The sequence below is a fragment of the Mesorhizobium sp. WSM4807 genome, from assembly GCF_055811615.1.
Genome location: NZ_JBVVQY010000001.1, coordinates 406,069 through 428,910, shown reverse-complemented (window position 1 = coordinate 428,910; position 22,842 = coordinate 406,069). Strand labels below are relative to the sequence as shown.

The 22,842-nt window shown below is 63.7% G+C and carries 21 protein-coding genes; 1 reads left to right on the top strand and 20 read right to left on the bottom strand.

The features are described from left to right. Positions 1-17 precede the first annotated feature (17 nt). The 13 genes from AC0L3N_RS02000 to AC0L3N_RS01940 form a co-directional block, all read right to left on the bottom strand. On the bottom strand, positions 18-1,091 hold the full coding sequence (locus AC0L3N_RS02000) for a hemolysin family protein (RefSeq protein ID WP_123146513.1): 1,074 nt from the start codon (positions 1,089-1,091) through the stop codon (positions 18-20). Between the two features lie 27 nt (positions 1,092-1,118). Then, complete coding sequence (gene ybeY / locus AC0L3N_RS01995; protein WP_123146512.1) at positions 1,119-1,625, bottom strand: rRNA maturation RNase YbeY; 507 nt, start codon at positions 1,623-1,625, stop codon at positions 1,119-1,121. A gap of 12 nt (positions 1,626-1,637) precedes the next feature. Next, positions 1,638-2,630: a PhoH family protein gene (locus tag AC0L3N_RS01990; RefSeq protein ID WP_287305617.1), complete on the bottom strand. Its 993-nt coding sequence runs from the start codon at positions 2,628-2,630 to the stop codon at positions 1,638-1,640. Between the two features lie 83 nt (positions 2,631-2,713). Next, positions 2,714-4,135, bottom strand: coding sequence for a tRNA (N6-isopentenyl adenosine(37)-C2)-methylthiotransferase MiaB (miaB, locus tag AC0L3N_RS01985; RefSeq protein WP_123146511.1), 1,422 nt, complete (start codon positions 4,133-4,135; stop codon positions 2,714-2,716). Between the two features lie 122 nt (positions 4,136-4,257). After that, the gene (gene olsA, locus AC0L3N_RS01980; protein ID WP_473545179.1) at positions 4,258-5,058 is read right to left on the bottom strand and encodes a lyso-ornithine lipid O-acyltransferase; all 801 of its coding nucleotides are present in this window, start codon (positions 5,056-5,058) and stop codon (positions 4,258-4,260) included. A gap of 144 nt (positions 5,059-5,202) precedes the next feature. Continuing rightward, positions 5,203-5,697, bottom strand: a complete 495-nt coding sequence (gene rimI, locus AC0L3N_RS01975) for a ribosomal protein S18-alanine N-acetyltransferase (RefSeq protein WP_123146510.1) — start codon at positions 5,695-5,697, stop codon at positions 5,203-5,205. Beyond that, positions 5,697-6,386, bottom strand: coding sequence for a tRNA (adenosine(37)-N6)-threonylcarbamoyltransferase complex dimerization subunit type 1 TsaB (tsaB, locus tag AC0L3N_RS01970; protein WP_473545177.1), 690 nt, complete (start codon positions 6,384-6,386; stop codon positions 5,697-5,699). Before tsaB ends, rimI begins: the two co-directional genes overlap by 1 nt. Before the next feature lie 182 nt (positions 6,387-6,568). Next, entirely contained in the window at positions 6,569-7,675 is a 1,107-nt protein-coding gene (locus AC0L3N_RS01965; RefSeq protein WP_123146508.1) for a DUF1513 domain-containing protein, read from the bottom strand. Between the two features lie 2 nt (positions 7,676-7,677). Further along, a complete protein-coding gene (locus AC0L3N_RS01960; RefSeq protein WP_473545175.1) occupies positions 7,678-8,757 on the bottom strand; it encodes an imelysin family protein in 1,080 nt (359 codons plus the stop codon). Continuing rightward, positions 8,757-10,364, bottom strand: coding sequence for a di-heme oxidoreductase family protein (locus AC0L3N_RS01955; protein ID WP_473545173.1), 1,608 nt, complete (start codon positions 10,362-10,364; stop codon positions 8,757-8,759). Before AC0L3N_RS01955 ends, AC0L3N_RS01960 begins: the two co-directional genes overlap by 1 nt. Positions 10,365-10,376: 12 nt before the next feature. Then, positions 10,377-10,862: a bacterioferritin gene (gene bfr, locus AC0L3N_RS01950; RefSeq protein ID WP_077377191.1), complete on the bottom strand. Its 486-nt coding sequence runs from the start codon at positions 10,860-10,862 to the stop codon at positions 10,377-10,379. After that, positions 10,828-11,139 carry a (2Fe-2S)-binding protein gene (locus tag AC0L3N_RS01945; RefSeq protein ID WP_123146504.1) on the bottom strand — a complete coding sequence of 104 codons (312 nt, stop codon included), beginning with the start codon at positions 11,137-11,139 and terminating at the stop codon, positions 10,828-10,830. The genes bfr and AC0L3N_RS01945 overlap by 35 nt, the downstream gene beginning before the upstream one ends. Before the next feature lie 127 nt (positions 11,140-11,266). Further along, positions 11,267-12,556 (bottom strand): imelysin family protein, encoded by a 1,290-nt coding sequence (locus AC0L3N_RS01940; RefSeq protein ID WP_473545289.1) that lies wholly within the window; start codon positions 12,554-12,556, stop codon positions 11,267-11,269. A gap of 455 nt (positions 12,557-13,011) precedes the next feature. On the opposite strand from AC0L3N_RS01940, the gene AC0L3N_RS01935 reads away from it, so the two are divergent. Continuing rightward, a complete protein-coding gene (locus AC0L3N_RS01935; RefSeq protein ID WP_473545171.1) occupies positions 13,012-14,265 on the top strand; it encodes an NAD(P)/FAD-dependent oxidoreductase in 1,254 nt (417 codons plus the stop codon). A gap of 158 nt (positions 14,266-14,423) precedes the next feature. Here AC0L3N_RS01935 and AC0L3N_RS01930 read toward each other — a convergent pair whose 3' ends face one another. The 7 genes from AC0L3N_RS01930 to AC0L3N_RS01900 form a co-directional block, all read right to left on the bottom strand. Further along, the gene (locus AC0L3N_RS01930) at positions 14,424-15,701 is read right to left on the bottom strand and encodes a 4-aminobutyrate--2-oxoglutarate transaminase (protein ID WP_473545169.1); all 1,278 of its coding nucleotides are present in this window, start codon (positions 15,699-15,701) and stop codon (positions 14,424-14,426) included. A 345-nt stretch (positions 15,702-16,046) separates the two neighbouring features. Next, complete coding sequence (locus tag AC0L3N_RS01925) at positions 16,047-16,796, bottom strand: ABC transporter ATP-binding protein (RefSeq protein WP_473545167.1); 750 nt, start codon at positions 16,794-16,796, stop codon at positions 16,047-16,049. Next, a complete protein-coding gene (locus tag AC0L3N_RS01920; RefSeq protein WP_473526090.1) occupies positions 16,793-17,641 on the bottom strand; it encodes an ABC transporter ATP-binding protein in 849 nt (282 codons plus the stop codon). The genes AC0L3N_RS01925 and AC0L3N_RS01920 overlap by 4 nt, the downstream gene beginning before the upstream one ends. Then, positions 17,638-18,558: a nickel transporter permease gene (nikC, locus tag AC0L3N_RS01915; protein WP_473545165.1), complete on the bottom strand. Its 921-nt coding sequence runs from the start codon at positions 18,556-18,558 to the stop codon at positions 17,638-17,640. The genes AC0L3N_RS01920 and nikC overlap by 4 nt, the downstream gene beginning before the upstream one ends. Beyond that, on the bottom strand, positions 18,555-19,622 hold the full coding sequence (locus tag AC0L3N_RS01910) for an ABC transporter permease (protein WP_473545163.1): 1,068 nt from the start codon (positions 19,620-19,622) through the stop codon (positions 18,555-18,557). Before AC0L3N_RS01910 ends, nikC begins: the two co-directional genes overlap by 4 nt. An 18-nt stretch (positions 19,623-19,640) precedes the next feature. Beyond that, positions 19,641-21,284, bottom strand: coding sequence for an ABC transporter substrate-binding protein (locus AC0L3N_RS01905; RefSeq protein ID WP_473545161.1), 1,644 nt, complete (start codon positions 21,282-21,284; stop codon positions 19,641-19,643). Between the two features lie 224 nt (positions 21,285-21,508). Beyond that, a complete protein-coding gene (locus tag AC0L3N_RS01900) occupies positions 21,509-22,786 on the bottom strand; it encodes a lytic murein transglycosylase (RefSeq protein WP_473545159.1) in 1,278 nt (425 codons plus the stop codon). Between the last annotated feature and the right edge of the window lie 56 nt (positions 22,787-22,842).

Genomic DNA, 22,842 nt, shown 5'->3' with positions numbered 1-22,842 from the left:
CGGGCGAGCGGCGTCTTTCAAGCCTGCTCGGCGCGCACCGCGCGCCGGCGGCGCTCGCCCTTTTGGGTCTCCACGATGCGCACGCGCTTGACGCGGCGTGGATCGGCGTCGAGCACAAGGAATTCGAAACCAGGTATGGCCTGCACCACTTCGCCGCGGGCCGGAACACGGCCAAGCGTGTTGAAGATCATGCCGCCGATCGTGTCGACATATTCGCCATGCTCGCCGGCGGCGAAATCCTCGCCGATCATCTTGGTGACTTCGTCGATCTCGGCCTTGCCGTCGACGACGAACACGCCCTCGCCGGTCTGGGTGATCATCGGCTCGTCCTCGTCATGCTCGTCCTCGATGTCGCCGACCACCATCTCGACGATATCCTCGAGCGAGGCCAGACCATCAGTGCCGCCATATTCATCGATGACCAGCGCCATCTGGGTGCGCATCGCCTGCATCCGCCCCATGAGATCGGAGGCGAGCATCGACGGCGGCACGAAAAGCACCGGGCGGATCAGGTTCAGGTCGCCGATGGTGCGCGCGAGATCGACCTTGGCAAGATCGAGAAGCGTGGTGGCGGCGGCTTTCCTGGTCGTCCTGCCCTTCCTGACGCGGGCGATCTTGGTGATGTGAGCGAGGACGTCGCGGATGTGGACCATGCCGCGCGGGTCGTCGAGCGTTTCCGAATAGACCGGCATGCGGGAATGGCCGGACTGCTCGAACAGTCCCAGAAGATCGCCCAGGTTCGTCGTGATCTCGACCGCCTCGATATCGGCGCGCGGCACCATGACGTCCTCGACGCGCACCTCGCGCAGGCGCAGGATGTTGTTGAGCATGGCCCGCTCGCCGGGCGAGAAGGATCCGGGATCGCTCGCCGTTTCGGCAAGCGCGTCGGCGATCTCCTCGCGCAGGCTGGTGCCGTTGCGCTGCCTGAACAGGCCGAGCACGCGATCGAACAGGGAAGGACCGGCAGGCGATGGCTCGCTGTCGAAGCTGCCGGTCGGGATACTCGGACTAGAGCCCTCTTCCGTCTGTTCGGATGGCTTGGTCGCACTGCCGGCGTCTGGGCGGGCGGCAGTCTCTGGTTTGTCGTTCATCGTCGTCCGGTCATTTGATCTTTTTAGTTACGCGTAGGGATCGGGAATGGCAAGCCTCGCAAGTGCTGCGCGTTCGACGGCTTCCATTTCCTCGGCCTCGGCGTCGGTCTCGTGATCGTAGCCCAGCAAATGCAGCAGGCCGTGGATGACGAGATGGATGATATGGTTCTCGACAGGCTTGTCTTCCAGTGCGGCTTCCCGCGCGACCGTCTCGGCGGCCAGCACGATGTCGCCCAGCATGGGGGGCAGCGGACCGCCCTTCGCGAGCGGAAAAGCCGGGAAAGACAAGACGTTGGTCGGTTTGTCCTTGCCGCGCCAACCGGCATTGAGGCTGCGGATATGGGCATCGTCAGAAAAGACGATGCTGAGCTCGGAATAGCCGGCCGCGCCGGTTTCGGCAAACGCAGCGGCGACGGCGCGATCGACCAGCCGCGTCAGCGCGACCTCATCCGGCCAGTCGCCCGCTTCGACCGCTATGTCGATGTCGACGGGAACCGGAAGGTCCCCGCCTACAGACTTTTTGTCCTCAGCCATAAGGCCGCATCATCAGCCTTCGGCGCCGAGGCCCCGGGCCAGCTTGCCGTCGCGGTCGTAGGCCTTGACGATCTCGGCGACCAACGGATGCCTGACGACGTCGCCTTCGTTGAAGCGCACCGTCACCATGCCGGTTACGCCGTCGAGGATCCTGAGCGCCTCGACCAGACCGGATTTGGTGTTTTGCGGCAGGTCGATCTGGGTCGGATCGCCGGTGACGATCATGCGTGAATTCTCGCCGAGACGGGTCAGGAACATCTTCATCTGCATCGGCGTGGTGTTCTGCGCCTCGTCGAGGATGACGGCGGAGTGCGCCAGCGTGCGGCCGCGCATGAAGGCCAGCGGCGCGATCTCGATCACCTCGGCGGCTATCGCCCGCTCGACCTTGTCGGCCGGCATCATCTCGTAAAGCGCGTCGTAGAGCGGCCGCAGATAGGGATCGACCTTCTCCTTCATGTCGCCGGGCAGGAAGCCGAGCCGCTCGCCGGCCTCGACGGCCGGCCGCGACAGCACGATGCGCTCGACCATGCCGCGTTCGAGCAGCATCGCCGCATGCGCCACGGCGAGGAAGGTTTTTCCAGTGCCAGCCGGGCCGATGCCGAACACGAGTTCGGACCGCTCCAGCGCGCGCATATAGGCGTCCTGGTTGAGCGAACGGGCATAGATCGTCTTCTTGCGCGTCGATATCTGGGCGGCGGACACCTTGCCCTTGCGCTCCAGCGTCGGCAGCGTCAGCTGGTCGTCGGCGGCGATCGCCATGCGCACGGCGCCGTCGACGTCCGATTGGCCGATGTCAGCGCCTTTCTGGAGAATGCCGTAGAGATTATCCAGGGCGCGGCGCGCCTGCTCGGCGGCCGAGGCGGAGCCCTTGATGGTCAGCTGGTTGCCTCGCGAGCGGATATCGACGCCAAGCTTCTGCTCAAGCCTGGCCAGATTTTCGTCGAACTGGCCATAAAGGGCGCTGGCAAGCTTGTTGTTGTCGAAAGTCAGAACGATGTGCGCCATATCCGAAGCCCCCGATGGTAGGTTCTGGGGCAGGTTCTTCACTTCCGCAGCGCTCAACCGTCTCTCCTCATCTGCCGAGACCTTCAGGCCAATTCGGCGAACAGGCTGTTGTAACCCGTCTTCGTGATTCGTACCTGGATAATCTCACCGATTTCGCCGGACATTTCATCAACAATAACCGGCTGCAGCCACGGCGAGCGGCCGACCTTCTGGCCGGCCTGGCGACCCGGCTTCTCGATCAGCGTGTCGATGGTGCTGCCGACCAGGCTCGCGCCGAAATCCTGCTGCTGCTTCAGCAGCAGCGCCTGCAGCCGCTGCAGGCGCTCGTCCTTGACGGCTTCCGGCACATGATCGGCCATTTCTGCGCCCGGCGTGCCGGGGCGCGGTGAATATTTGAACGAGAAGGCCGAGGCATAGTTCACCTGGCGGACAAGGTCCATCGTCGCCTCGAAATCCGCATCCGTCTCGCCGGGAAAGCCGACAATGAAGTCGCCCGAAAGCGCGATATCGCTCCGTGCGGCGCGGATCCGGTCGAGCAGCGTCAGATAGTCCTTTGCCGTATGCCTGCGGTTCATCGCCTTGAGTGTGCGGTCGGAGCCGGATTGCACAGGCAAATGCAGATAGGGCATCAGCGCCGGCAAATCACGGTGGGCGGCGATCAATTCGTCGTCCATGTCGCGCGGGTGGCTGGTGGTATAGCGCAACCGCGCCAGCCCGGGAATCTCGGCCAGCCGGAACAGCAGGCGGCCAAGACCCCATTCCTCGGTCTTGCCCCCTTTGGCTTCGCCCTCGCCATGCCAGGCATTGACGTTCTGGCCAAGCAGCGTCACCTCGCGCACGCCGGCTTGCGCCAGCCGCTCGGCCTCGGCGACGATCTGCGCCACCGGCCGCGACACTTCCGAGCCTCTGGTATAGGGCACGACGCAGAAGGTGCAGAACTTGTCGCAGCCCTCCTGCACGGTCAAAAACGCCGTAACGCCGCGCCTGATGATCTCGGCGCGCTTCGGCTGCGGCAGATGCTCGAATTTGTCCTCGATGGCATAGTCGGTCTCGACGATCTTTTCGCCGCCGCGCACCCGTGCCAGCACGTCGGGCAGCCGGTGATAAGTCTGGGGGCCGATGACCAGATCGACGGCGGGCGAGCGGCGGATGATCTCGGAGCCCTCGGCCTGCGCCACGCAGCCGGCGACACCGACCAGCATCTCGCGGCCGGCCCGAGCCCGTTCGGCCTTCATCTCACGAATGCGGCCGAGTTCGGAATAGACCTTTTCGGCGGCTTTCTCGCGGATATGGCAGGTGTTGAGCAGCACCAGATCGGCCTCGGCGATGGCGTCCGTCGCCACATAGCCGTCGGCGGCCAGCGCGTCGGTCATGCGCTGCGAATCGTAGACGTTCATCTGGCAGCCATAGGTCTTAACGAAGACCTTCCTGCTTGCGGCAGACGGCGCGACCGCACTTTCGGCGGCAGTATCGATGTCGTCCCGTTCTATCGTATTCAATTCCATCCGGCGGCTTCTAACGCCTTTCCCCGACAAAAAACAGACGAATCTACTCTATAGCACCGCGCGTCCTCTTGGACGCGCAAAGGATGCTGGTGCACTTGAATTTGCGCTGGAGCTTTTCCGGCCTACCGGCTCGGGTGTGGATCGGCGAGCGCCGCCTGCACCATATCGCGCACCTGGCTCTCCATCAGCCTTGCCGTTTCCTTGCGGTTGGAACCCTTGGAAAAGGCAACCGGCTCGCCGAAATGCACTTCGACATCGAGCCCGCCCTCTGCCATCAGGACCTTGAGATGCGGCATCAAATCCTCGTCACCGACCCAGGCGGCAATCGGCCGGTGCCTGCGGCCGAGCGGCACGCCGTGCAGGCGCGTATAGACGATCGCCACCGGCTGGATGAAGACCCTTTCGGCCGCCCCTTCCGAAATCGCCATCGAGGCGGCCCCGAACAGCGTGCTCTTGAACGGCAAGATCATGTTGCCGTCGCCGGTCGAACCTTCGGCAAACAGCACCATGGCGTCGCCCTTGGCCATGCGGTTGGCGATCTCGCTCGCCTGGTCGCCCGACGAACGCTTGCGCTCGCGCTCGATGAAAACCGTGCGCTGCAGCTTCGACAACATGCCGATCAGTGGCCAGCCGGCCATGTCGGCCCTGGCGATGAACGTCACGTCGGCCATCGACCCCAGCACCATGATGTCGGTCCAGGAGACGTGGTTCGACGCAACCAATAGCGGGCGCTGATTGGACAGGGTCCCCTTGACATGAATGCGCATGCCCAGCGCCCGGATGATGAGCCGGTGCCAAAGCTTCAGGATGAACGTCTCGCGCCAGAGCCCGGTCTTCATCGACAGGATCTGCAACGGCACGAGGATCAACGAGCCTACGACAACGAGGCCCAGCGCCAGGAAAATCCTGATTTTTCCGATCATCCGCTCTTGGCCCTGCCCCATCTATGGCTAGAGCGACGTGCGCCCAATTGTACGCACAAAGTGCGCTCTAGCATTTTGAATCTGCGCATCCGAATCTACGCATTGTGCTTTCCGAAAATCGGTTCCGATTTGCGGGCCGATGCGCTACCGAAGATCGCGGCGCATGACAAGCGCCCCGGTCGGGCCGTGCTCGGGCGATCTGTAATAGTTGGCACGTTTGCCGACCTCGCGGAATCCGAGCCGCCGGTAGAGCGCGATCGCGGCGACGTTGGTCTCGTCGACCTCGAGGAAAAGCGCCTCGGCGCGTTGTGCGTGCAGTTCGCGCAGAACGGCATCCATCAATTGCCAGCCGAGCCCCTGGCGGCGATGGGAGCGCGCCACCGCGACAGTCAGGATCTCGCCTTCGCCGGCCGCCAGGCGCGCCAGCACGAAACCGACCGGCGGCTTGGCACCCTGTCCGGTCTCGCGCGCGGCATAGCCGAACACCGTGTCCTGCTCGAGCAGTGCGGCGAATTCGTCGTCGGTCCACGGCCGGACGAAATCCTCGCGATGCAGCACCGACATGGCCGCGCTGTCGGCAATCGTCAGCGGCTCGAGCGCAAAGTCCCTGCGGCGCGGCTGGAGGAAAGGAATGCGCATCAGTTTTTCTTCCCGGCTTTCTTCCTGGACAGGATAAACCCCGCCTGCGGCTTGGCGTCCGCCCCGCGCAAATAAAGCGGTTTCGGCTTTTCGCCTTCACCCTTGGTAGCGGCCAGCCGGGCATAGATTGCGATATCCGCAGTGGCACTCGTCGGGCCGATGTCGAAGGCGCGCCCGACCGAAGCGGCAATTTGCGATGTCGCCGTGCCGGCCATAACCGGAGACCTATCCACCGCCATGGCGGCGGCTTGCGAAAGCGTGGTCACCGCGGGACCGTAAATCAAAACGGATGCTTCGTCGTAAAGTGCTGCATGGATTTCCTCGCGGCCGACGTCGAGCGCGACCAGCACGGCGCGGCCGGGAAATGTCTCTTTCGCCTGCGCAGCCAGCGCTTCCAGCGTCGTCACCCCGATTGCCGGAATTTTCAGCGCCAGCGCCAGGCCCCGCGCCGCCGAGACACCGACGCGAAGGCCGGTGAAGGAGCCCGGACCGGTGGAGACAGCGATGGCGCCGAGGCCGGCATAGTCGGTCTCGGCCGCCTTCAACGCCTCCTCGATCACGGCCATCAAATGCTCGGCATGGCCCTTGCCGAGATCGAACACCGAACGGCCGAGCTCCTTCCGGACGGCCGCGTCGTAGACGCAGGCGGCGCAGAGATTGGCGGCGCAGTCGATGGCAAGCAACTTCATGAGGCGGCCGGTTGGAGCACCCGATTGGGCACAGGGGTTCGAAAAACAATTTCCCTGTGCCTGCCATGGCTCGTCCCCGCAAGGGGATAATGCATAATTCGTTTGGCGGCTTCGCTTCGATCTCGCCCGAAGGCGGTACCTTCCAGCGAGCGTGACCGTTTGGGAACCGGTGCCGGACGCACTTATCCGGCCTGCTCGATGCGCAGCATGTGATTGTCCCAGACATAGTCCGGTTCGGACCTTATTGCGCCGCCCGCTTCGACGATTTCGCCGGTGCCTGTCGTCGCCATGAAGCTCGCCCCGTCGGGCGCCACGCCGCAGACCTCGGCCAGCGCGCTGGTGGCGACGATCCGGCCGCTGGCCGCATCGATGACGGCAAGCGAGTTGCCTTCCGGCGAGGACACGGCGACGGTACCGGCAGCAGGGTTGGCAGCGACCGAGCCTATATAGTTCCTGAAGCCGGACAGCACGTCGCCCGGCATGTCGAGCAGTTGCAGATCCTTGCCGCGGGCGGCGCGGCCGACCAGCAGCGGACGATCGCTGCCCGGCCCCCTGTACTGGCCGCCGAACCAGACCGTGCCGGATTTGTCCGTGTCCAAGTGCCGGATCGAAAGCTGGTGCAGCGCCGGCGGCAATTCGTGCTTTTCGACGAGGTCACCGGTGAGGCGGTCGACCAGAACATAGGATGGCTTCATCGTCGCAATGTTGAGCTCGGCGCGGCCATAATCGGGATGCGTCTCGATGCCGCCATTGGCGACGGCAATCGTCCTGCCGTCGCCCAGCAGCAGAAGCTCGTGCGGGCCCATGCCATAGGTCGGGAACTCACCAACCCGCTTGAATCTCGCACGCGCGTCGTAGACACCGACCACGCCGGCGGCATTGTCGAAATCGTTCTCGGTGGCGTAGAGCAGCGCACCGTCGGTCGAAAACACGCCATGGCCGAAGAAATGCCGTCCACTTACGCTGGCAATGGTCAGCGGCTCGTCGCGGCCCGTGTGGTCGAAGACCACCGCGAAGGTGCCGGGCTGCCTGGCAAAGACCACGGAGCGTTTCGACACCGGATCGAAGGTGACGTCATGACCGCGGGCGGGCAGGTCGATAGCGTGCAGGACCTTGCCGGCTTCGGACAGGATGGCCGCGCCATAGCTGCCGTCGCGCTTGACGAACGCGGTGGCGAAGACGGCGTCGGCGGCAAGCGTCTTTGCCAATGCCGAAGGCACCATCGCAGCAACAAAGCCAACGCCTGCGGCCCTGAGGAAATCACGACGATCGATCAGCGCCGTGCGCATAACTAGTCGCCGTCCAGCGACGAGAAGCCAGCGGTCAGGCCGAATTCGGCGGTCAGCCTGGTGCCGATCAGGGTCGTCAGGCTGGATGTCACCAGCGAAAAGTGGTCGAGCTTCTGGCGCAGCGACGGATCGGCGAGCGCCTTGTCGATCGGACCTCTGATGGCCGTGGCGTCGGCGGCCCCGTTGACGAGCTGGATGTGGATCGATTCCGCCATCCAGCGTGCGTCGGGCGACAGCGCGTCGCCAAGCTGCGAGGCCTGGAACAGCGCGTCCACGCCTGCAAGATTTCCGGTCAGCGAACGCGCGGTGTTATGTGAGCGCCAATAGATCGCCTGTCTGGGCTTGTCGGCCTCCGGGCTACTGCCCAGAAAGCCTTTCAGGCGCACGTCACGGACCATCTCCAGTTCGTTGATGAAGACGCCGACCAGTTCGGTCACCGCTTCCGTGCCGTCGCGGTAGAGCGAATTTTGCGGGCCCGGATTGGCCCAAAGTGCTGCAAAACCGTCGGGCCTGCTCCAGGCGTCGCTGACCTCGGCAGCAATCGTTTTGATGTTGCCGGCGACGGCCGCGCCGTAAGCGCAACGATACGGATTGTCCTTGCCGGCGAGCCGCTCGGCGCCATCGCCGTAAAGCACGAATTCCAGCGCGCCGAGCCCTTGCATGGCGACGCTCTTTGTCGCCAGCTGGACCGGATCGGCGGCGGTCCGGTCCTTACTGGCCAGCGCCGCCTGCACCTGCCTCAGGCCGATGCTCTTGCGGTCCGGCCAGAACAGCAAGCGCTCCAGCCGGTTGTTCTGCGTGATCGGCCCGATGCGGATGATCTCGACGACCGACCAGGCATCCACGGTGCCGGAGAACTCGGCGCGCGCCGCATCGAGATGGTCCTGCGAGGGCGCGTCGCAAAGCGTGCGCATTGCCTTGGTCAGGCTGTCCGCATGGTCATGCAGGCGCGCATAGGCCGGGCGGACAAAGCCGTCGATGGCCCGCTGGATCACGTCGGAAGCCTTGACTGCGGCGGACGCCGGCAATGCGCCGGCGAGGACCAGCGGGAGAACCAGGACAAGCGCCAGACGCTTCGACATCAGAACGACTCCAGGAATTTGACCAGTGCGTCACGATCGGCCGCATCGGCGGCGGCAAAGCGGTCGCGCGCCTTCTGCCCCTCGCCGCCATGCCACAGGATCGCTTCGGTCAGGGTGCGCGCGCGCCCGTCATGTAGGAAGAAGCTGTTGCCGTTGACGGTCAGGGTAAGACCGATGCCCCACAGCGGCGGCGTGCGCCATTCGCTGCCGGTAGCCTCGCCCACCGCTTGCCCGTCGGCGAGGCCCGGCCCCATGTCATGCAGCAGAAAATCGGAATAGGGCCAGATCAACTGGAAAGCCTGCGCCTTGTTGGGCGTTCCGCGCCGGGTGACGAATTTCGGCGTATGACAGGAAATGCAGCCCATGTCGTAGAACAGTTTTTTGCCGGCCAGCACGTCGGGCTTGTCGAGGTCGCGTCGCGCCGGCACGGCGAGATTTTGCGAATAGAAGGTGACGAGGTCCATCACCGGCGACGGCGCCTCGACCGGGCCGAGGCGCTCCTGTACGCCGTTCGGCATGGCAAGACATGCCTTTTCGGCCGCGGTGCAATCGCCCCAGTGGTTTGGCACTTCCGGCGTCGAAATGCCGATGTCGCCAGCGAATGCGTCCGCCGCTTGCTGGCGGATCGATGGCGTCTGCCCCTTCCAGCCGAAGCGGCCGAGCGTCAGCTCGCCGCTCTGGCCGTCACGCACGATGTTGGGCTTGCCGGAAATGCCGTCACTATTCCGATCGTCCGGATCGGCATGGGCGAGCATGTCCGCCGGCGCGATCTGCTCGACCAGGCCGAGGCCGATCATCGGCGGCGTCATGCGCGGCGAAAGCGTGGTCTGCGGATCGAGCGGCCCGTTGGCAAGATCATCGACCGAATAGCTCGGCTTGCGCAGCGAAACCACCGTGCCGTCCGGCAGCGTGACTTTCTGCTCCTGATAGTCGACACGCATCCGGCCTTCGCCCCGAAGGCCTGGAACGGCCAGGTCCTGCAATTGCGAGCCGTAGACCGGATCGGGGAAGTTGAGCACCTTGCGGGCGGCCAGCGCTGCCTTCTCCTCCTCGGTGCTCGCTTGCCGCGCCAGCCGCAGGAACGTCGAGGTGGTACCGCTGTCGGCTTCCGGCGGATGACCGCGACCGTCCTTCAGATGGCAATTCTGGCACGCCCGCTCGTTGAACAGCGGCCCAAGCCCGTCCGATGCCTGCGTCGACGAGGGCGACGACACCCAATTCTTGCGAAAGAGGGCATTGCCGAGCTTGAAGGTACCTTGTTCCTCGAAAGTGATATTGGTCGAGGATTGCGAGAAGGCGTCTTTGTTGACACCTTTCCGCGACGTGCCGGCGCCGCCCTGCATCGGCTCGAACTGCTCGGGCTTGGAAAAATCCTTGGTCGGCATGGTTATTGCGATGACGCGCGCCAGATCCTTCGGCGTCAGATCGGTGCGGCTGGTGGCGAGGCCCGCCGGTTCGGGCGCGCCGGCCAGCGCCGAGGCCGTATGTGCGACCACTACGGCAAGCGAAAGCCAGCGACGCCAGCTGTATCCCGGGTTTTGCTGGAACGGCAGGCCGTAATCCTCGGCCCGCCGCAAGCGGCGCAAGAAATCTAAGCGGCGCCGCATTCCTGCATGTCCCTAATCCGCCTCGTCGGCCGATGCCGCGTTGAGCTGGCCGTATTTTTCTTCGCCGATCGAGGCGAGCAGGTCGAGTTGCGTCTCGAGGAAATCGATGTGACCTTCCTCGTCGGACAGCAGATCCTCGAACAGCTTCATCGTCACGTAGTCGCCTGCTTCTTCGCAAATCTCACGCGAACGCTTGTAGGCAGTGCGCGCGTCATATTCGCCGGCAAGATCGGATTCGAGCACTTCCTTGACATTCTGTCCGATGCGCAGCGGTGCTACGGACTGCAGGTTCGGATGGCCTTCGAGGAAGATGATGCGAGCCACGAGCCGGTCGGCATGGTGCATCTCCTCGATCGATTCCGCGCGTTCCTTCTTTGCCAGCTTGGCGTATCCCCAGTCTTCCAGCAGCCGGAAATGCACCCAGTACTGATTGACCGCTCCAAGTTCCAGAAACAGAGCCTCGTTAAGCCGCTCTATGATCTGCTGTTCGCCTTTCATGGGTTCTGCTCCCGTATTGGACGCGCAGGCCTCTGACGCGATCCAGGTGTGAAACGACATCCACGCCGCTCGCCTCCGAGCGGGTGTGGTAATTTTCGGTTACCCGAATGATCGTTTCGACCACATTTGGGAAGCAGCCGCAACAGCGACCACGCTTCTGCATGGCATGATAGATCTTCGCCGGCACGATAAGCTGCCAGGGATCCTGATCCAGCAGCCCGACGATCGTCTGCTCAATCTCCTTTTCGGTGATGATGTTGCAATGGCAGATCAGCATTATTTGCTCTGTATGGCTGACGGCACTTGCTCGGCGCCGTGTGGCTTATTTCTCAATCGAACCGAAAACCGATTTCCACTTTTCTTTATGCGGACCTTCAGTTCGGGATCGTGCTCAAGGCAACGCCTTACTGGAACACTTTGTCTGGCGCATCGAGGCTGTCGGAGCCCTCGAACGCGATGGCATTGAGTTTCAGGGTGCCGACGGCGCGTTCGATCGATTTGGTCTGGTCGACCAGCGCGTCGATCGCCGCCTGCACGGTGGCATTGCCTTCCGCGTTGCCTTCGCCGATCTGCTGGTCATAGGACTCGCCGCCAAGCGCCCGCGCCTTGATGGCTTCCATCTTGGTCACGGTGACATCCAGCTTGTCCGACAGTTCCTTGTCGATCGCCGGATCGGCCTCCTTGACCATATCGGACACCGAAGGGCCTTCGACGACGGTGCCGTCGAGGCGCGTGTAGCTGCCACGATAGGCGGCGCGAATGCCGACGGCATCGTAGAGATGCGAGTCGTAGGTGTTGTCGGAGAAGCAGTCGTGCTCCTCTTCCGGATCGTGTAGCAGCAGGCCGAGCTTCATGCGCTCACCGGCGAGTTCGCCATAGGACAGCGAGCCCATTCCGGTGAGGATGGCCGAGATGCCGGCTTTCGGCTCGCCATCGACGAGGTTCTTGCGGGCGCCGCCGCCTTCCTTCCAATCGTTGACCATATCCTGCAGATCGGAAACCAGAAGGTCGCTCGCCGACTTCAGATACTGCGCGCGACGATCGCAATTGCCGCCGGTGCAGTTGGCGAGATCGTAGTCCGTGTAGGGCCGCTCGCCGGCGCCCGGGCCGGTGCCGTGCAGGTCCTGGCCCCACAGCAGGAATTCGATGGCGTGATAGCCGGTCGCCACATTGGCCTCGATGCCGCCGGCCTCCTGCAGAGTGCCGGAGAGGAACTCCGGCGTCAGATTGGTGGCGTCGATCTTCTTGCCGTCGACCTCGATCGACTTGTTGGCGATCACATTGGCGGTGTAGAGCGCATTCGCGTCCGACTCGGTGCCGTAGTTCTCGGCGACATAGTCGATCAGCCCCTCGTCCAGCGGCCAGGCATTCACCTTGCCTTCCCAGTCGTCGACGATGGCATTGCCGAAGCGGTACACTTCGGTCTGCTGATAGGGAACGCGCGACGCCTTCCAGGCCTCGCGGGCGGCAGTCAGCGTTTCCACCGAAGGTTTGGAGAGCAGCGCCTCGACGGCCTTGTCGAGCGCCTGCGCCGCGGTCAGCGAATCCTGATACTTGGCGAGCGCAATGTCGGAATAGGTCTTGATGACCGCCTTGGCATCGGTTTCCGCCTTGGCCGGCAACACGAATATCGCCGCCGTTAATGCCGCCGTAGCGCCGATCGCGGCGAGCCTGCCATATCGTGCCGTGATCATCGCTCTCATGATTGTCATCTCCTCGGAATTCAGTGAAATGCCGGCGCCAAAGGCGCGTCGGCAGGCAATCGGCGCCAAGGCAGATCCACGCCATTGGGCGAGAAACAGGCTGCGGCATAGCGCGGTTTGCGGAAGAAAGACATCGAAATGCCTCCAATCGAAAGGGTTCAAGGCCCAGACATCAAAGGGATGCGCTTGACGCACAAGCTTCCATAAAGCGATGAAGGCGCCGGAAGTCAACCAATTTCAGTGAGAAAAGCCAATCGAAACAACAGTTTAGAATTATTCTAAACTGCAAGTGTCAACTTTAGCCGCATTTTACCGTGTCGTCGTTAAACGGCACTATTGACGGACCGCCATTCCGGGTGCGACCCGCAAAGGCGGTCTTGCGGCGGCGCCAGACAATCGCCACTTGGCGAGACGTCCTAAACTTGGATTAAGGAATTGGGGCTGCGATGAAAAACGGTGTGGTCATTGTCGGTGCGGGTCATGCGGGCGTGCAAGCGGCCGCCAGCCTGCGCGAGGACGGGTACGACGGACCCGTGATCCTCGTCAGTGACGAGCACGAACTGCCCTACCACAAGCCGCCGCTGTCGAAGACCTTCATCAAGGATCAAGAGGCCAAACCGCAGCCGCTGCGCGGTGAGGCGTTTTATACCGGCAGCGCGATCGACTACCGGCCGGGCATTCGAATCGAGCGCATCGATGCCGACGGCCGCAGGCTGGAGATATCAGGGGGTGGCGTGCTGCCGTTCGACCGGCTCATCCTGGCGACCGGTTCGCGGCCGCGCATCCTGCCGCTGCCGGGTTCGGATTTTTCAGGCGTTGTGTCGCTGCGCTCGCTCGCCGACGCGCGGCTGATCCGTGAATTGAGCGCACGGAGCGAGGATGTCGTCATCCTCGGCGGCGGCTTCATCGGACTGGAGATCGCCGCAACGCTCAAAGCGGCCGGCCGCAAGGTCACGGTAGTCGAGGCGGTCGACCGACTGCTCGGCCGGGCAGTGGCGCCGGTCATCGCGCGCCATGTACGGCAGCGGCTGGAAGCGACCGGTGTCCGCATCCTTACCGGCACCACGATTGCGCGGCTCGAAGGTGAGAGCGGCCGTGTCGCGGCCGCGGTCACCTCAAGCGGCGAGCGCCTGCCGGCGCAGATGGTCATCGTCGGCATCGGCGTCGTTCCGAATGTCGAACTGGCGCAAGCCGCAGGCATCGCTATCGCCAACGGCATCAGCGTCGACCAGCAGATGCGCACGTCGGTGCCCGAAATCCTCGCCATCGGCGACGCCGCCTCCTACCGGCACTGGCTCACCGGCGGCGATGTGCGGCTGGAATCGGTGCAGAATGCCACCGACCAGGCACGTCTTGCCGCCCGCACCATCGTCGGCCATGCGGACGCCTTTGCGGCGGTGCCATGGTTCTGGTCCGACATCGGCGACATGAAGCTGCAGATGGTCGGCCTGATTTCGGGCGGCGACAGCCATGTCGTGCTGGGCGATGTCAACGAGAACAGATTCTCCATCTATCACTATGCTGGAAATCGTCTGCTCGGCATCGAATCGGTCAATCGGCCGGGCGACCATATGCTTGGCCGCAAGATGCTCGGCGCCGGCTTCTCGCCAATGCCGCAGACAGTTGCGACGGGGCCGGACGGACTGAAGGCGGCGCTCGCCGCCTTCCAGCAGGAAGAGCCCGTCCGCGCCGCTGAATAAGGATATGTTGATATTCAGGTGATGCCGGCCTGCGAACGGCGGTTTCCTGCGCTTCCGGTACTCACGTACCCGAAAGTACGCTCCGTTTCGGTTCTCGGAACCCACCATTCTCGGCGCGGCCTGACCTGAATCTCATCACATCCCGGAGCAGACGAGGGTCAGGCGGCGCGGACCTCGCGGATCGAGCTTTCCAGGACGTCGAGCGCTTCGTTCATGACTTCGTCCTGGATAGTGATCGGCGCCAGGAAGCGGATGACGTTGCCGTAGACGCCGCAGGTGAGCAGGATCAGCCCCTTGTCGAGCGCCTTGAGCCGGACCGCATTGGCGATCTCGGCCGATGGCAAGCCTTTCTTCACATCGTTGAACTCGACAGCGTTCATGAAGCCCGGGCCTCTGATATCGACGATCTCCGGCGCGTCGTCGCGGATCGATTGCAGCCGCTGCTTCAGCCGGTTGCCCAGCGTGTTGGCGCGGTCGCAGAGCTTTTCCTCTTCGATCACGTCGAGCACGGCATGCGCCGCGGCGACGCCGATCGGGCTGCCGCCATAGGTGCCGCCGAGCCCGCCGGGGTTGGGCGCATCCATGATCTCGGCGCGGCCGGTGACCGCCGACAGCGGGAAGCCGCCAGCCAGGCTCTTGGCCATGGTGGTGATGTCGGGGGCCACTTCGTGATGATCCATGGCAAACATCTTGCCGGTGCGGGCAAAGCCGGTCTGCACCTCGTCGGCAATCAACAGCATGCCGTGCTGGTCGCAGATCTTGCGCAGCGCCGTCATGAACTCGCGCGGCGCCTCGTAAAATCCGCCCTCGCCCTGCACCGGCTCGACGATGATGGCGGCGACGCGGGCCGGATCGACATCGGCCTTGAACAGCCGGTCGAGCGCGGCCAGCGAATCGGCGACCGAGATCCCGTGCAGCGCCACCGGGAACGGCGCGTGGAAGACATCGGCGGGCATGGCGCCGAAGCCGACCTTGTAGGGCACGACCTTGCCGGTCAGCGCCATGCCCATGAAGGTGCGGCCGTGGAAGCCGCCGGCAAAGGCGATGACCGCCGGCCGGCCGGTGGCGTTGCGGGCGATCTTGATGGCGTTCTCCACCGCCTCTGCGCCGGTGGTGACGAATATCGTCTTCTTGTCGAATTTGCCCGGCAGCATGCCGTTCAGCCGTTCGGCCAACCTGACATAGCTCTCATAGGGCACCACCTGGTGGCAGGTATGGGTGAAGCGGTCGAGCTGCGCCTTGACCGCCTCGATCACCTTGGGATGGCGGTGGCCGGTATTGACGACGGCGATGCCCGAGGAGAAATCGATGTAGCGGCGGCCTTCGACATCCCAGATTTCCGAGTTTTCGGCGCGGTCGGCATAGATTTGCGTGGTCATGCCGACGCCGCGTGAAATCGACTGGTTCTTGCGTTCGGAAATGGCTGAATTCTTCATGATGTCCCTTACCCGGCGGCGCCGGTTCTCGTTTGGATGACTGCCGGGAATTGTTCTGACCTTATTTCACGTTTTCCTCAAGTTGGCACTGGCGGCAGGCGATTGGGCCTGCCGCCATTGGCGTCGTATTCCTTCGCGCCCCCCTCTGGCCTGCCGGCCATCTCCCCCACGGGTGGGGAGATTGGCCGTCACCACTGATTCCGCCAATCGCGAACGTTGCGGAAGGAGCGCCGTCGACGAAGCTGCCCACCTCCCTCCTTGTTGTGGGGGAGATGCCAAGTTTTGGCAAAGAGGGCAGGCCAGAGGGGGGCGCGAAGGAATACGACGCTGACAGCTGAATTTGACTCACGCCGTTCGCACGAACCCGTCGCTGGCCCTGAGCAGGTTGCGCGTATAATCCTTGCTGACGCGGCGCTCGACGAGGTCGCCTGCAGTGAGGTGCTCGACCGCCTCGCCGTTCTGCATCACCATCAGCCGCTCGCACATATGGGTGATGATGGCGAGGTCGTGGCTGACCATCAGGAAGGTCAGTTTGCGCCGCCGCCGGATCTTCTCCAGCAGGTTGAGCACTTCGGCCTGCACGGAGGCGTCGAGCGCCGAAGTCGGCTCGTCGAGCAGCAGGATCGACGGTTCGAGGATCAGGGCGCGCGCAATCGCCACGCGCTGGCGCTGGCCGCCCGACAATTGATGCGAATAACGGAAGCGGAAGCCGGTTCCGAGGCCAACCTCATCCAGCGCCCGTTGGATGCGCTTCTCACTATCGGCAAAGCCGTGGATGGCGAGCGGCTCCTGCAGCAGGCGGTCGACGGTCTGGCGCGGATGCAGCGAGCCATAGGGATCCTGGAAGACCATCTGCACCTCGCGATAAAAGGCCTTGTCGCGGCGGGCGCCGAGTTTTTTGCCGTTGACCGTGATGCTGCCCGACGCGGCCGGTGCGAGGCCGGCGATCGCCCTCAGCAGCGTGGACTTGCCGGAGCCGGATTCGCCGACCAGGCCGAAGGATTCGCCGGATTGCACTTCGAGGCTGACGCCCTTCAGCGCGCGAAACCGGTCGAAGATCACCTCCAGCCTGTCGACGGAAAGCGCCGCCGTCATGCCGCCCACTCCGGCCTGCGGTCGAGCACCGGCAGCGGGTGACGGTCGGCGCCGATCTTGGGCATGCAGTTGAGCAGGCCGCGCGTATAGGGATGCTGGGCGCGGCCGAGTTCCGATGCCTTGAGCTGCTCGACCACCTTGCCGGCATACATGACGATCACCCGGTCGCAGAAGGACGAGACCAGGCGCAGATCGTGCGAGATGAAGATCAGCCCCATGCCGCGCTCGCTGACCAGCCTGTCGAGGATGCCGAGCACGTCGAGCTGCACGGTGACGTCGAGCGCCGAGGTCGGCTCGTCGGCGATCATCATTTCAGGCCCGGCGATCAGCATCATGGCGATCATGGCGCGCTGGCCCATGCCGCCCGAAACCTCGTGCGGATGCAGGTCGAAGACACGGGCCGGATCGCGGATCTGCACCGCCTCCAGCATGGCGAGCGCGCGGTCGCGGGCCTCGGCCTGGCCGACCTTCTCATGCGTGCGCAGCGTCTCGACGATCTGGCGGCCGATGCTCATCACCGGGTCGAGCGAGTATTTCGGATCCTGCAGGATCATCGCGATGCGCTTGCCGCGCAGCGCCCGGCGGTCGCGGGGCGAGGCGGCGAGCAGGTCGATGCCGTCGAAAGCAAGTTTCCTGGCGGTGACCTCGGCCTGCGGCGGGGTCAGGCCCATGATGGCGCGGCCGGTCTGCGACTTGCCGGAACCGCTCTCGCCGACGATGCCGAGCCGTTCGCGGCCGAGCGAGAAGGAGACGCCGCGCACCGCCTCGATCCGACCGGTGCGCGTCGGAAAGGTGACGCGCAGATCGTCGACCTCCAGCAGGGTGCTCGTTGGGTCGCCGTTCATTGGTCGCCACTCCGGGGGTCGAGCGCGTCGCGCAGGCCGTCGCCGAGCAGGTTGAAGCCCAGGCTGACGATGAGGATGGCAAAGCCCGGTGCACCGGCCACCCACCATTGGTCGAGCACGAAGCGGCGGCCCGAAGCGATCATCGCGCCCCATTCCGGCAGTGGCGGTTGCGCGCCGAGGCCGAGGAAGCCGAGACCGGCGGCGGTCAGGATGATACCGGCCATGTCGAGCGTCACCCTGACGATCAGCGACGAGATGCAGAGCGGCATGATGTGGCGCAGCACGATGCGGAATGGCGAGGCGCCCATCAACTGCACCGCCTTGATGTAATCCGAATTGCGCACGGTCAGCGTTTCGGCACGGGCAATACGTGCGTAAGGTGGCCATGAGGTGATGGCGATGGCGAGCACCGCATTCTCGATGCCGGGGCCAAGTGCCGCAACAAAGGCCAGCGCCAGGATCAGCTTCGGAAAGGCCAGAAAGATGTCGGTAATGCGCATCAGGATCGCATCGGTCCAGCCGCCGGCATAGCCGGCGACGGTGCCGACCAGCAGGCCGATAGGGGCGGCGATGATGGCGACGAGAATGACGACGTAGAGCGTCCATCGCGAGCCGAAGATGACGCGCGAAAGGATGTCGCGGCCGAGGTCGTCGGTGCCGAACCAGTGCTCGGCACTCGGCGCCAGCAGGCGCGAGCCCTTGAGGTCGCCGAATGTCGGCGAATAGGGCGCCAGCACATCGGCAAGGGCCGCGACCACCAGCAAAGCGATGATGATGAGCAGGCCGAGAAACGCCAGCCGGTTGGCGGAAAAACGCCGCCACGCCACATAGGCGCGGCCGAGCCTTGCCTGCATGCGCGAAGCCGGCCGCTCGCTGAGCAGCCAGTCGCGACGGCTTTGTATCGCTTCTGCGCTCATCGTATCTTGGTCCTTGGGTCGAGCAGCCGGTAGAGCAGGTCTGACAGAAGATTGATGCCGATGAAGACCGAGCCGATGACGATGGTGCCGCCGAGCACCGCGTTCATGTCGGCGTTCTGCAGGGAATTGGTGATGTAGAGGCCGATACCCGGCCAGGAGAACACGGTCTCGGTCAGCACCGAGCCTTCGAGCAGGCCGGCATAGGAGAGCGCGATCACGGTGACCATCGGCACCGCGGCGTTGCGCAGCGCGTGGCCCCAGATGATGCGCGTTTCCGACAGGCCCTTGGCGCGCGCCGCGACGATATATTCCTGGGCAAGCTCGTTCAGCATGAACGAGCGCGTCATCCGGCTGATGTAGGCGAGCGAGAAATAGCCAAGCAGCGAGGCCGGCAGGATGATGTGGCGAAAGGCGTCGCGAAACACATCCCACTGCCGCTGCCACAGCGCATCCAGAAGATAGAAGCCGGTGATCGGCGTGAAGGTGTATTCGTAGACGATATCGAGGCGGCCGGGAAAAGCCACCCATTGCAGCCTGGCATAGAACAGCACGAGCGCCAGCAGTCCCAGCCAGAAGATCGGCACGGAATAGCCGACCAGGCCGATGATCCGCACGATCTGGTCGATGATGCTCCCGCGCCGGACCGCAGCCAGCACGCCGAGCGGCACACCAAGGAATGCACCGATCAGCGTTCCCAGCGTCGCCAGCTCGATCGTCGCCGGAAAGGCGCGGCGAATGTCGGTCATGACAGGGTTGGTGGTCAGCACCGAGGTGCCGAAATTGCCGTTGAGGGCATTCTTCACATAGATGTAGAACTGCTCGATCAGCGGCAGGTCGAGACCCATCTCGCGGCGCGTCCGCTCGACGACATTGGCCGGTGCCCGGTCGCCGAGCACCGCCAGCACCGGATCGATCGGGATCACCCGGCCGATGAAGAAGGTCACCGCGAGAAGACCGAGATAGGTGGTTATCGCGATGACCAGGAAACGGGCGATCGACGACGCAACAGTGACAGCACGGGCGCTGCCGCGCCCCGCTGTCGCTTCGCTTTCAACCGTGCTCATGCGGCGCGTCCGCCGGCATCACTCCTTGGAGATCTGGCCGACGAAATTGGTGTCGAAGCTCGGGCCGAGCGCAAAGCCCTTGAGGTTCTTGCGCAGGCCGGCCACTTCCAGCTGCTGGTGGATGATGATGAAAGGACTGGTTTCGAGGACCTTCTTCTGCAGGTCCTGGTACATTGCGGCGCGTTTGGCAGCATCCTTCTCGAGCAGAGCCGCCTCGGTTTCCTTGGTCAATTCCGGGATGTCCCAGGCGTTGCGCCAGGCCAGGGTCTTGGTCTTGCCTTCATCCGAATTGTCGGGGTTGCTGGCGAAGGTCTGGGCATTGGAGTTCGGATCGAAATAGTCCTGGCCCCACTGGCCGATATAGATGTCGTGGTTGCGGGCGCGGTATTTGGTCAGCGTCTGCTTGCCGTCGCCGGGAATGATCTCCAGCTTGACGCCGGCCTGGCCGAGCGTCTGCTGGAACGATTCCGCCATGCCGGTCACCGGCTGGGTGTTGCGTACGTCCATGGTGACGCTGAAGCCGTCGGCCAAGCCAGCCTTGGCGAGCAGTTCCTTGGCCTTGGCGAGATCGAATTTGAACGGATTTTCGTCTAGTTCGCCGAGCACGCCTTTCGGCAGGAAGGTCTGGTGGATCTCGCCGATGCCCTTGAGGATAGTCGAGCTCAAGGCATCATAGTCGACAAGATATTTGAAGGCCTGGCGAACCTCGGGCTTGGCCAGGTTCGGATTCTTCTGATTGAGGCTGATGTAAAAGACCGTGCCCTTCGGCGCGCTGGTGGTGGTGAGATCAGCGTTCTTGGCGATGGCGTCGAGGTCGTTCGGTTCGAGATTGCGGGCGACGTCGATGTCGCCAGCCTCCAGCGCCAGGCGCTGGCCCGAGCTTTCCTTCATGTTGCGATAGATGACGCGGGCAAGCTTGGCCTTTTCGCCATGATAATTGTCGTTACGCTCCATGACGACGACCTCATTGGCCCGCCATTCGCGCAGCTTGAAGGCGCCGGAGCCGGCATAGCCGGTCTTCAGCCAGGCGTTGCCGAAGTCATTGTCGTATTTGTAGTCGGCGCTGGGCGTCACCGCGGCGACATGTTCCTTGACCAGCTTGGCGTCGACGACCGAGGCGACGGTTGCCGACAGACAGTTCAGGACGAAGCTCGGCGCATAGGTCTTGTCGACGGTGAACTGGAACGTCGTGTCATCGACAGCCTTGGCCTTCTCGGTGACGTTGTCGCCGTCGATGCCGAACTGGCCGATGATGAAGGCCGGGCTCTTGTCGAGCTTGATGGCGCGCTCGAACGAATAGGCGACGTCCGCCGCGGTGATCGGGTTGCCCGAGGCAAATTTCAGGCCGGGCTTGAGCTTGAAAGTGTAGGTCAGGCCGTCGTCGGAGACAGTCCAGCTTTCGGCGAGATCGCCCTTGACCTTGGACGTATCGCTGAGATCGAGGCGGACAAGAAGATCGTAGGTGTTGCCGGTGACCTCGGCGGTCGACAGCTCGAACGCCTCGCCCGGATCCATCGAGATGATGTCATCGATCGCGAAACCCTCGACCAGCGTGTCGGCGGGCGTGACCGCAAAGGCAGGCGCGCCAGCCAGAAGCAGCGCGGACATGGCTGCGCCCGCGAGCAAGATGCGGGAGCGTAGAGCAAACTTTTCCATCATCATTTTTAACTGTTCCCTGTTTTTGTTGACCTGAGTTCCCAGCCCAGGGTTTTGGCATTTACTTGCCAAATCGAACGGTGACCCTGAACCGGTCGTCTTGGTGAATTTTATCCAGTTCGGCCTCACCATATCCGGCGGTTTCAGGCGCGGCAACGAGCATTTGCAAAGCTGTTTGTTGGACCAGATCAGGCAGCCACCACCGCCTGAAGCGACAACCCGGAGTGCAGCTATTTCAACGCGGTGACCAGGTCGGCGTTGGGAAAACAGGTGGCGGCGCGACCTTTCCTGGCCTGCCATTTGCCGATCGAGCGGCGCGTCTTGAAACCGGGCAGGCCGTCGGCGCTGCCGACGTCATAGCCCTCGGCCTCCAGCGCCCGCTGCAAGGCGGCGATATCCGACCTCTGGAGCCCGCCGACCGCGCCCCAACGCCCTGAAAAATTGCTGTCCCCGTGGGCGATGCGGTCAGCGCCATGACCAATGAACAGGGCGTAGAGATCGCTGGTGTTGTATTGCTTCAGCACGTAGAAATTGGGCGTGACGATGAAGGCTGGACCGTTGCGCCCGGCCGGCATCAAAAGAGAGCCTTCGGCCTTCAACTCGCGCGCCGGAAACGGTCTTGCCGCGACGCGCTTGATGCCCATATCAGCCCATTCGGAAATCCTCTTGCCCTGGTCCGGACCTTCAAGCGAGCAGGAGACCGCTTCCGGCACCGTCACCTCGAAGCCCCAGCCGCGGCCTTTCACCCAGCCATAGTGGACGAGATAGTTGGCAATCGAGGCCAGCGTGTCCGGCACCGAGTTCCAGATGTCGACCCGACCGTCTTCATCGAAATCGACGGCATGTCTGAGGAACGAACTCGGCATGAACTGCGGCTGGCCGAGCGCGCCTGCCCAGGACGATTTCATCGCGCCGACCGGGGCCAGCCCACGCTCGACAATTTCGAGTGCCGCCATAAGCTCGGTGCGAAAGAAGTCCTTCCTGGTCGCCATGAATGCCTTGGTGCCCAGCACTTCGAAGGCGTCGTAAGGCATCTTCGCCGCGCCAAAACCGCTCTCGCGGCCCCAGATCGCCAGCAGCACCTCGCCCGGCACGCCGTAGCGCTTCTCGATCGCGGCGATCGTCCTGGCATTGGCCGCTGCGCGCGTGCGGCCACCAGCGGTGACGGCGCGAACCGTCTTTTCGGCGAAATAGGCGCCGGGCGAACCGAACTCCGCCTGATGCTGCTTCTGCGGCGTCTTCGCCTTTTTGCCCGGCATCACCAGGTCGGGCAGTTTGAGGTTCGGTTTGACACCGTCGAAGGCGGCGTCGAAGGTTTTTCTGGAGATGCCTTTGGCGCTGGCTTCGGGCCAGAGATCGCTGGTGAGCCAGGCGTGGAACTGGTCGTCGATTTTTGCGGCGGAAGCGGGGGCGGCGAGGAGGAAGGCAGTCAGTGCGACGAGTAAAAAAACGACGGCCAGCCTGCAAAGTCCGCGTTCTGTCGCGCCCCGCTCTGTCCTGCCGGACATCTCCCCCACGAGGGGGGAGATCGGCAGCTGCACTGACCGCGCCTTCTCTTCAACGT

Bases quoted from the DNA above. Each gene is read 5' to 3' on its own strand.
- AC0L3N_RS02000 (WP_123146513.1), bottom strand. From the start codon at position 1,091: ATGAACGACAAACCAGAGACTGCCGCCCGCCCAGACGCCGGCAGTGCG.
- ybeY (WP_123146512.1), bottom strand. From the start codon at position 1,625: ATGGCTGAGGACAAAAAGTCTGTAGGCGGGGACCTTCCGGTTCCCGTC.
- AC0L3N_RS01990 (WP_287305617.1), bottom strand. From the start codon at position 2,630: ATGGCGCACATCGTTCTGACTTTCGACAACAACAAGCTTGCCAGCGCC.
- miaB (WP_123146511.1), bottom strand. From the start codon at position 4,135: ATGGAATTGAATACGATAGAACGGGACGACATCGATACTGCCGCCGAA.
- olsA (WP_473545179.1), bottom strand. From the start codon at position 5,058: ATGATCGGAAAAATCAGGATTTTCCTGGCGCTGGGCCTCGTTGTCGTA.
- rimI (WP_123146510.1), bottom strand. From the start codon at position 5,697: ATGCGCATTCCTTTCCTCCAGCCGCGCCGCAGGGACTTTGCGCTCGAG.
- tsaB (WP_473545177.1), bottom strand. From the start codon at position 6,386: ATGAAGTTGCTTGCCATCGACTGCGCCGCCAATCTCTGCGCCGCCTGC.
- AC0L3N_RS01965 (WP_123146508.1), bottom strand. From the start codon at position 7,675: ATGCGCACGGCGCTGATCGATCGTCGTGATTTCCTCAGGGCCGCAGGC.
- AC0L3N_RS01960 (WP_473545175.1), bottom strand. From the start codon at position 8,757: ATGTCGAAGCGTCTGGCGCTTGTCCTGGTTCTCCCGCTGGTCCTCGCC.
- AC0L3N_RS01955 (WP_473545173.1), bottom strand. From the start codon at position 10,364: ATGCGGCGCCGCTTAGATTTCTTGCGCCGCTTGCGGCGGGCCGAGGAT.
- bfr (WP_077377191.1), bottom strand. From the start codon at position 10,862: ATGAAAGGCGAACAGCAGATCATAGAGCGGCTTAACGAGGCTCTGTTT.
- AC0L3N_RS01945 (WP_123146504.1), bottom strand. From the start codon at position 11,139: ATGCTGATCTGCCATTGCAACATCATCACCGAAAAGGAGATTGAGCAG.
- AC0L3N_RS01940 (WP_473545289.1), bottom strand. From the start codon at position 12,556: ATGATCACGGCACGATATGGCAGGCTCGCCGCGATCGGCGCTACGGCG.
- AC0L3N_RS01935 (WP_473545171.1), top strand. From the start codon at position 13,012: ATGAAAAACGGTGTGGTCATTGTCGGTGCGGGTCATGCGGGCGTGCAA.
- AC0L3N_RS01930 (WP_473545169.1), bottom strand. From the start codon at position 15,701: ATGAAGAATTCAGCCATTTCCGAACGCAAGAACCAGTCGATTTCACGC.
- AC0L3N_RS01925 (WP_473545167.1), bottom strand. From the start codon at position 16,796: ATGACGGCGGCGCTTTCCGTCGACAGGCTGGAGGTGATCTTCGACCGG.
- AC0L3N_RS01920 (WP_473526090.1), bottom strand. From the start codon at position 17,641: ATGAACGGCGACCCAACGAGCACCCTGCTGGAGGTCGACGATCTGCGC.
- nikC (WP_473545165.1), bottom strand. From the start codon at position 18,558: ATGAGCGCAGAAGCGATACAAAGCCGTCGCGACTGGCTGCTCAGCGAG.
- AC0L3N_RS01910 (WP_473545163.1), bottom strand. From the start codon at position 19,622: ATGAGCACGGTTGAAAGCGAAGCGACAGCGGGGCGCGGCAGCGCCCGT.
- AC0L3N_RS01905 (WP_473545161.1), bottom strand. From the start codon at position 21,284: ATGATGATGGAAAAGTTTGCTCTACGCTCCCGCATCTTGCTCGCGGGC.
- AC0L3N_RS01900 (WP_473545159.1), bottom strand. From the start codon at position 22,786: ATGTCCGGCAGGACAGAGCGGGGCGCGACAGAACGCGGACTTTGCAGG.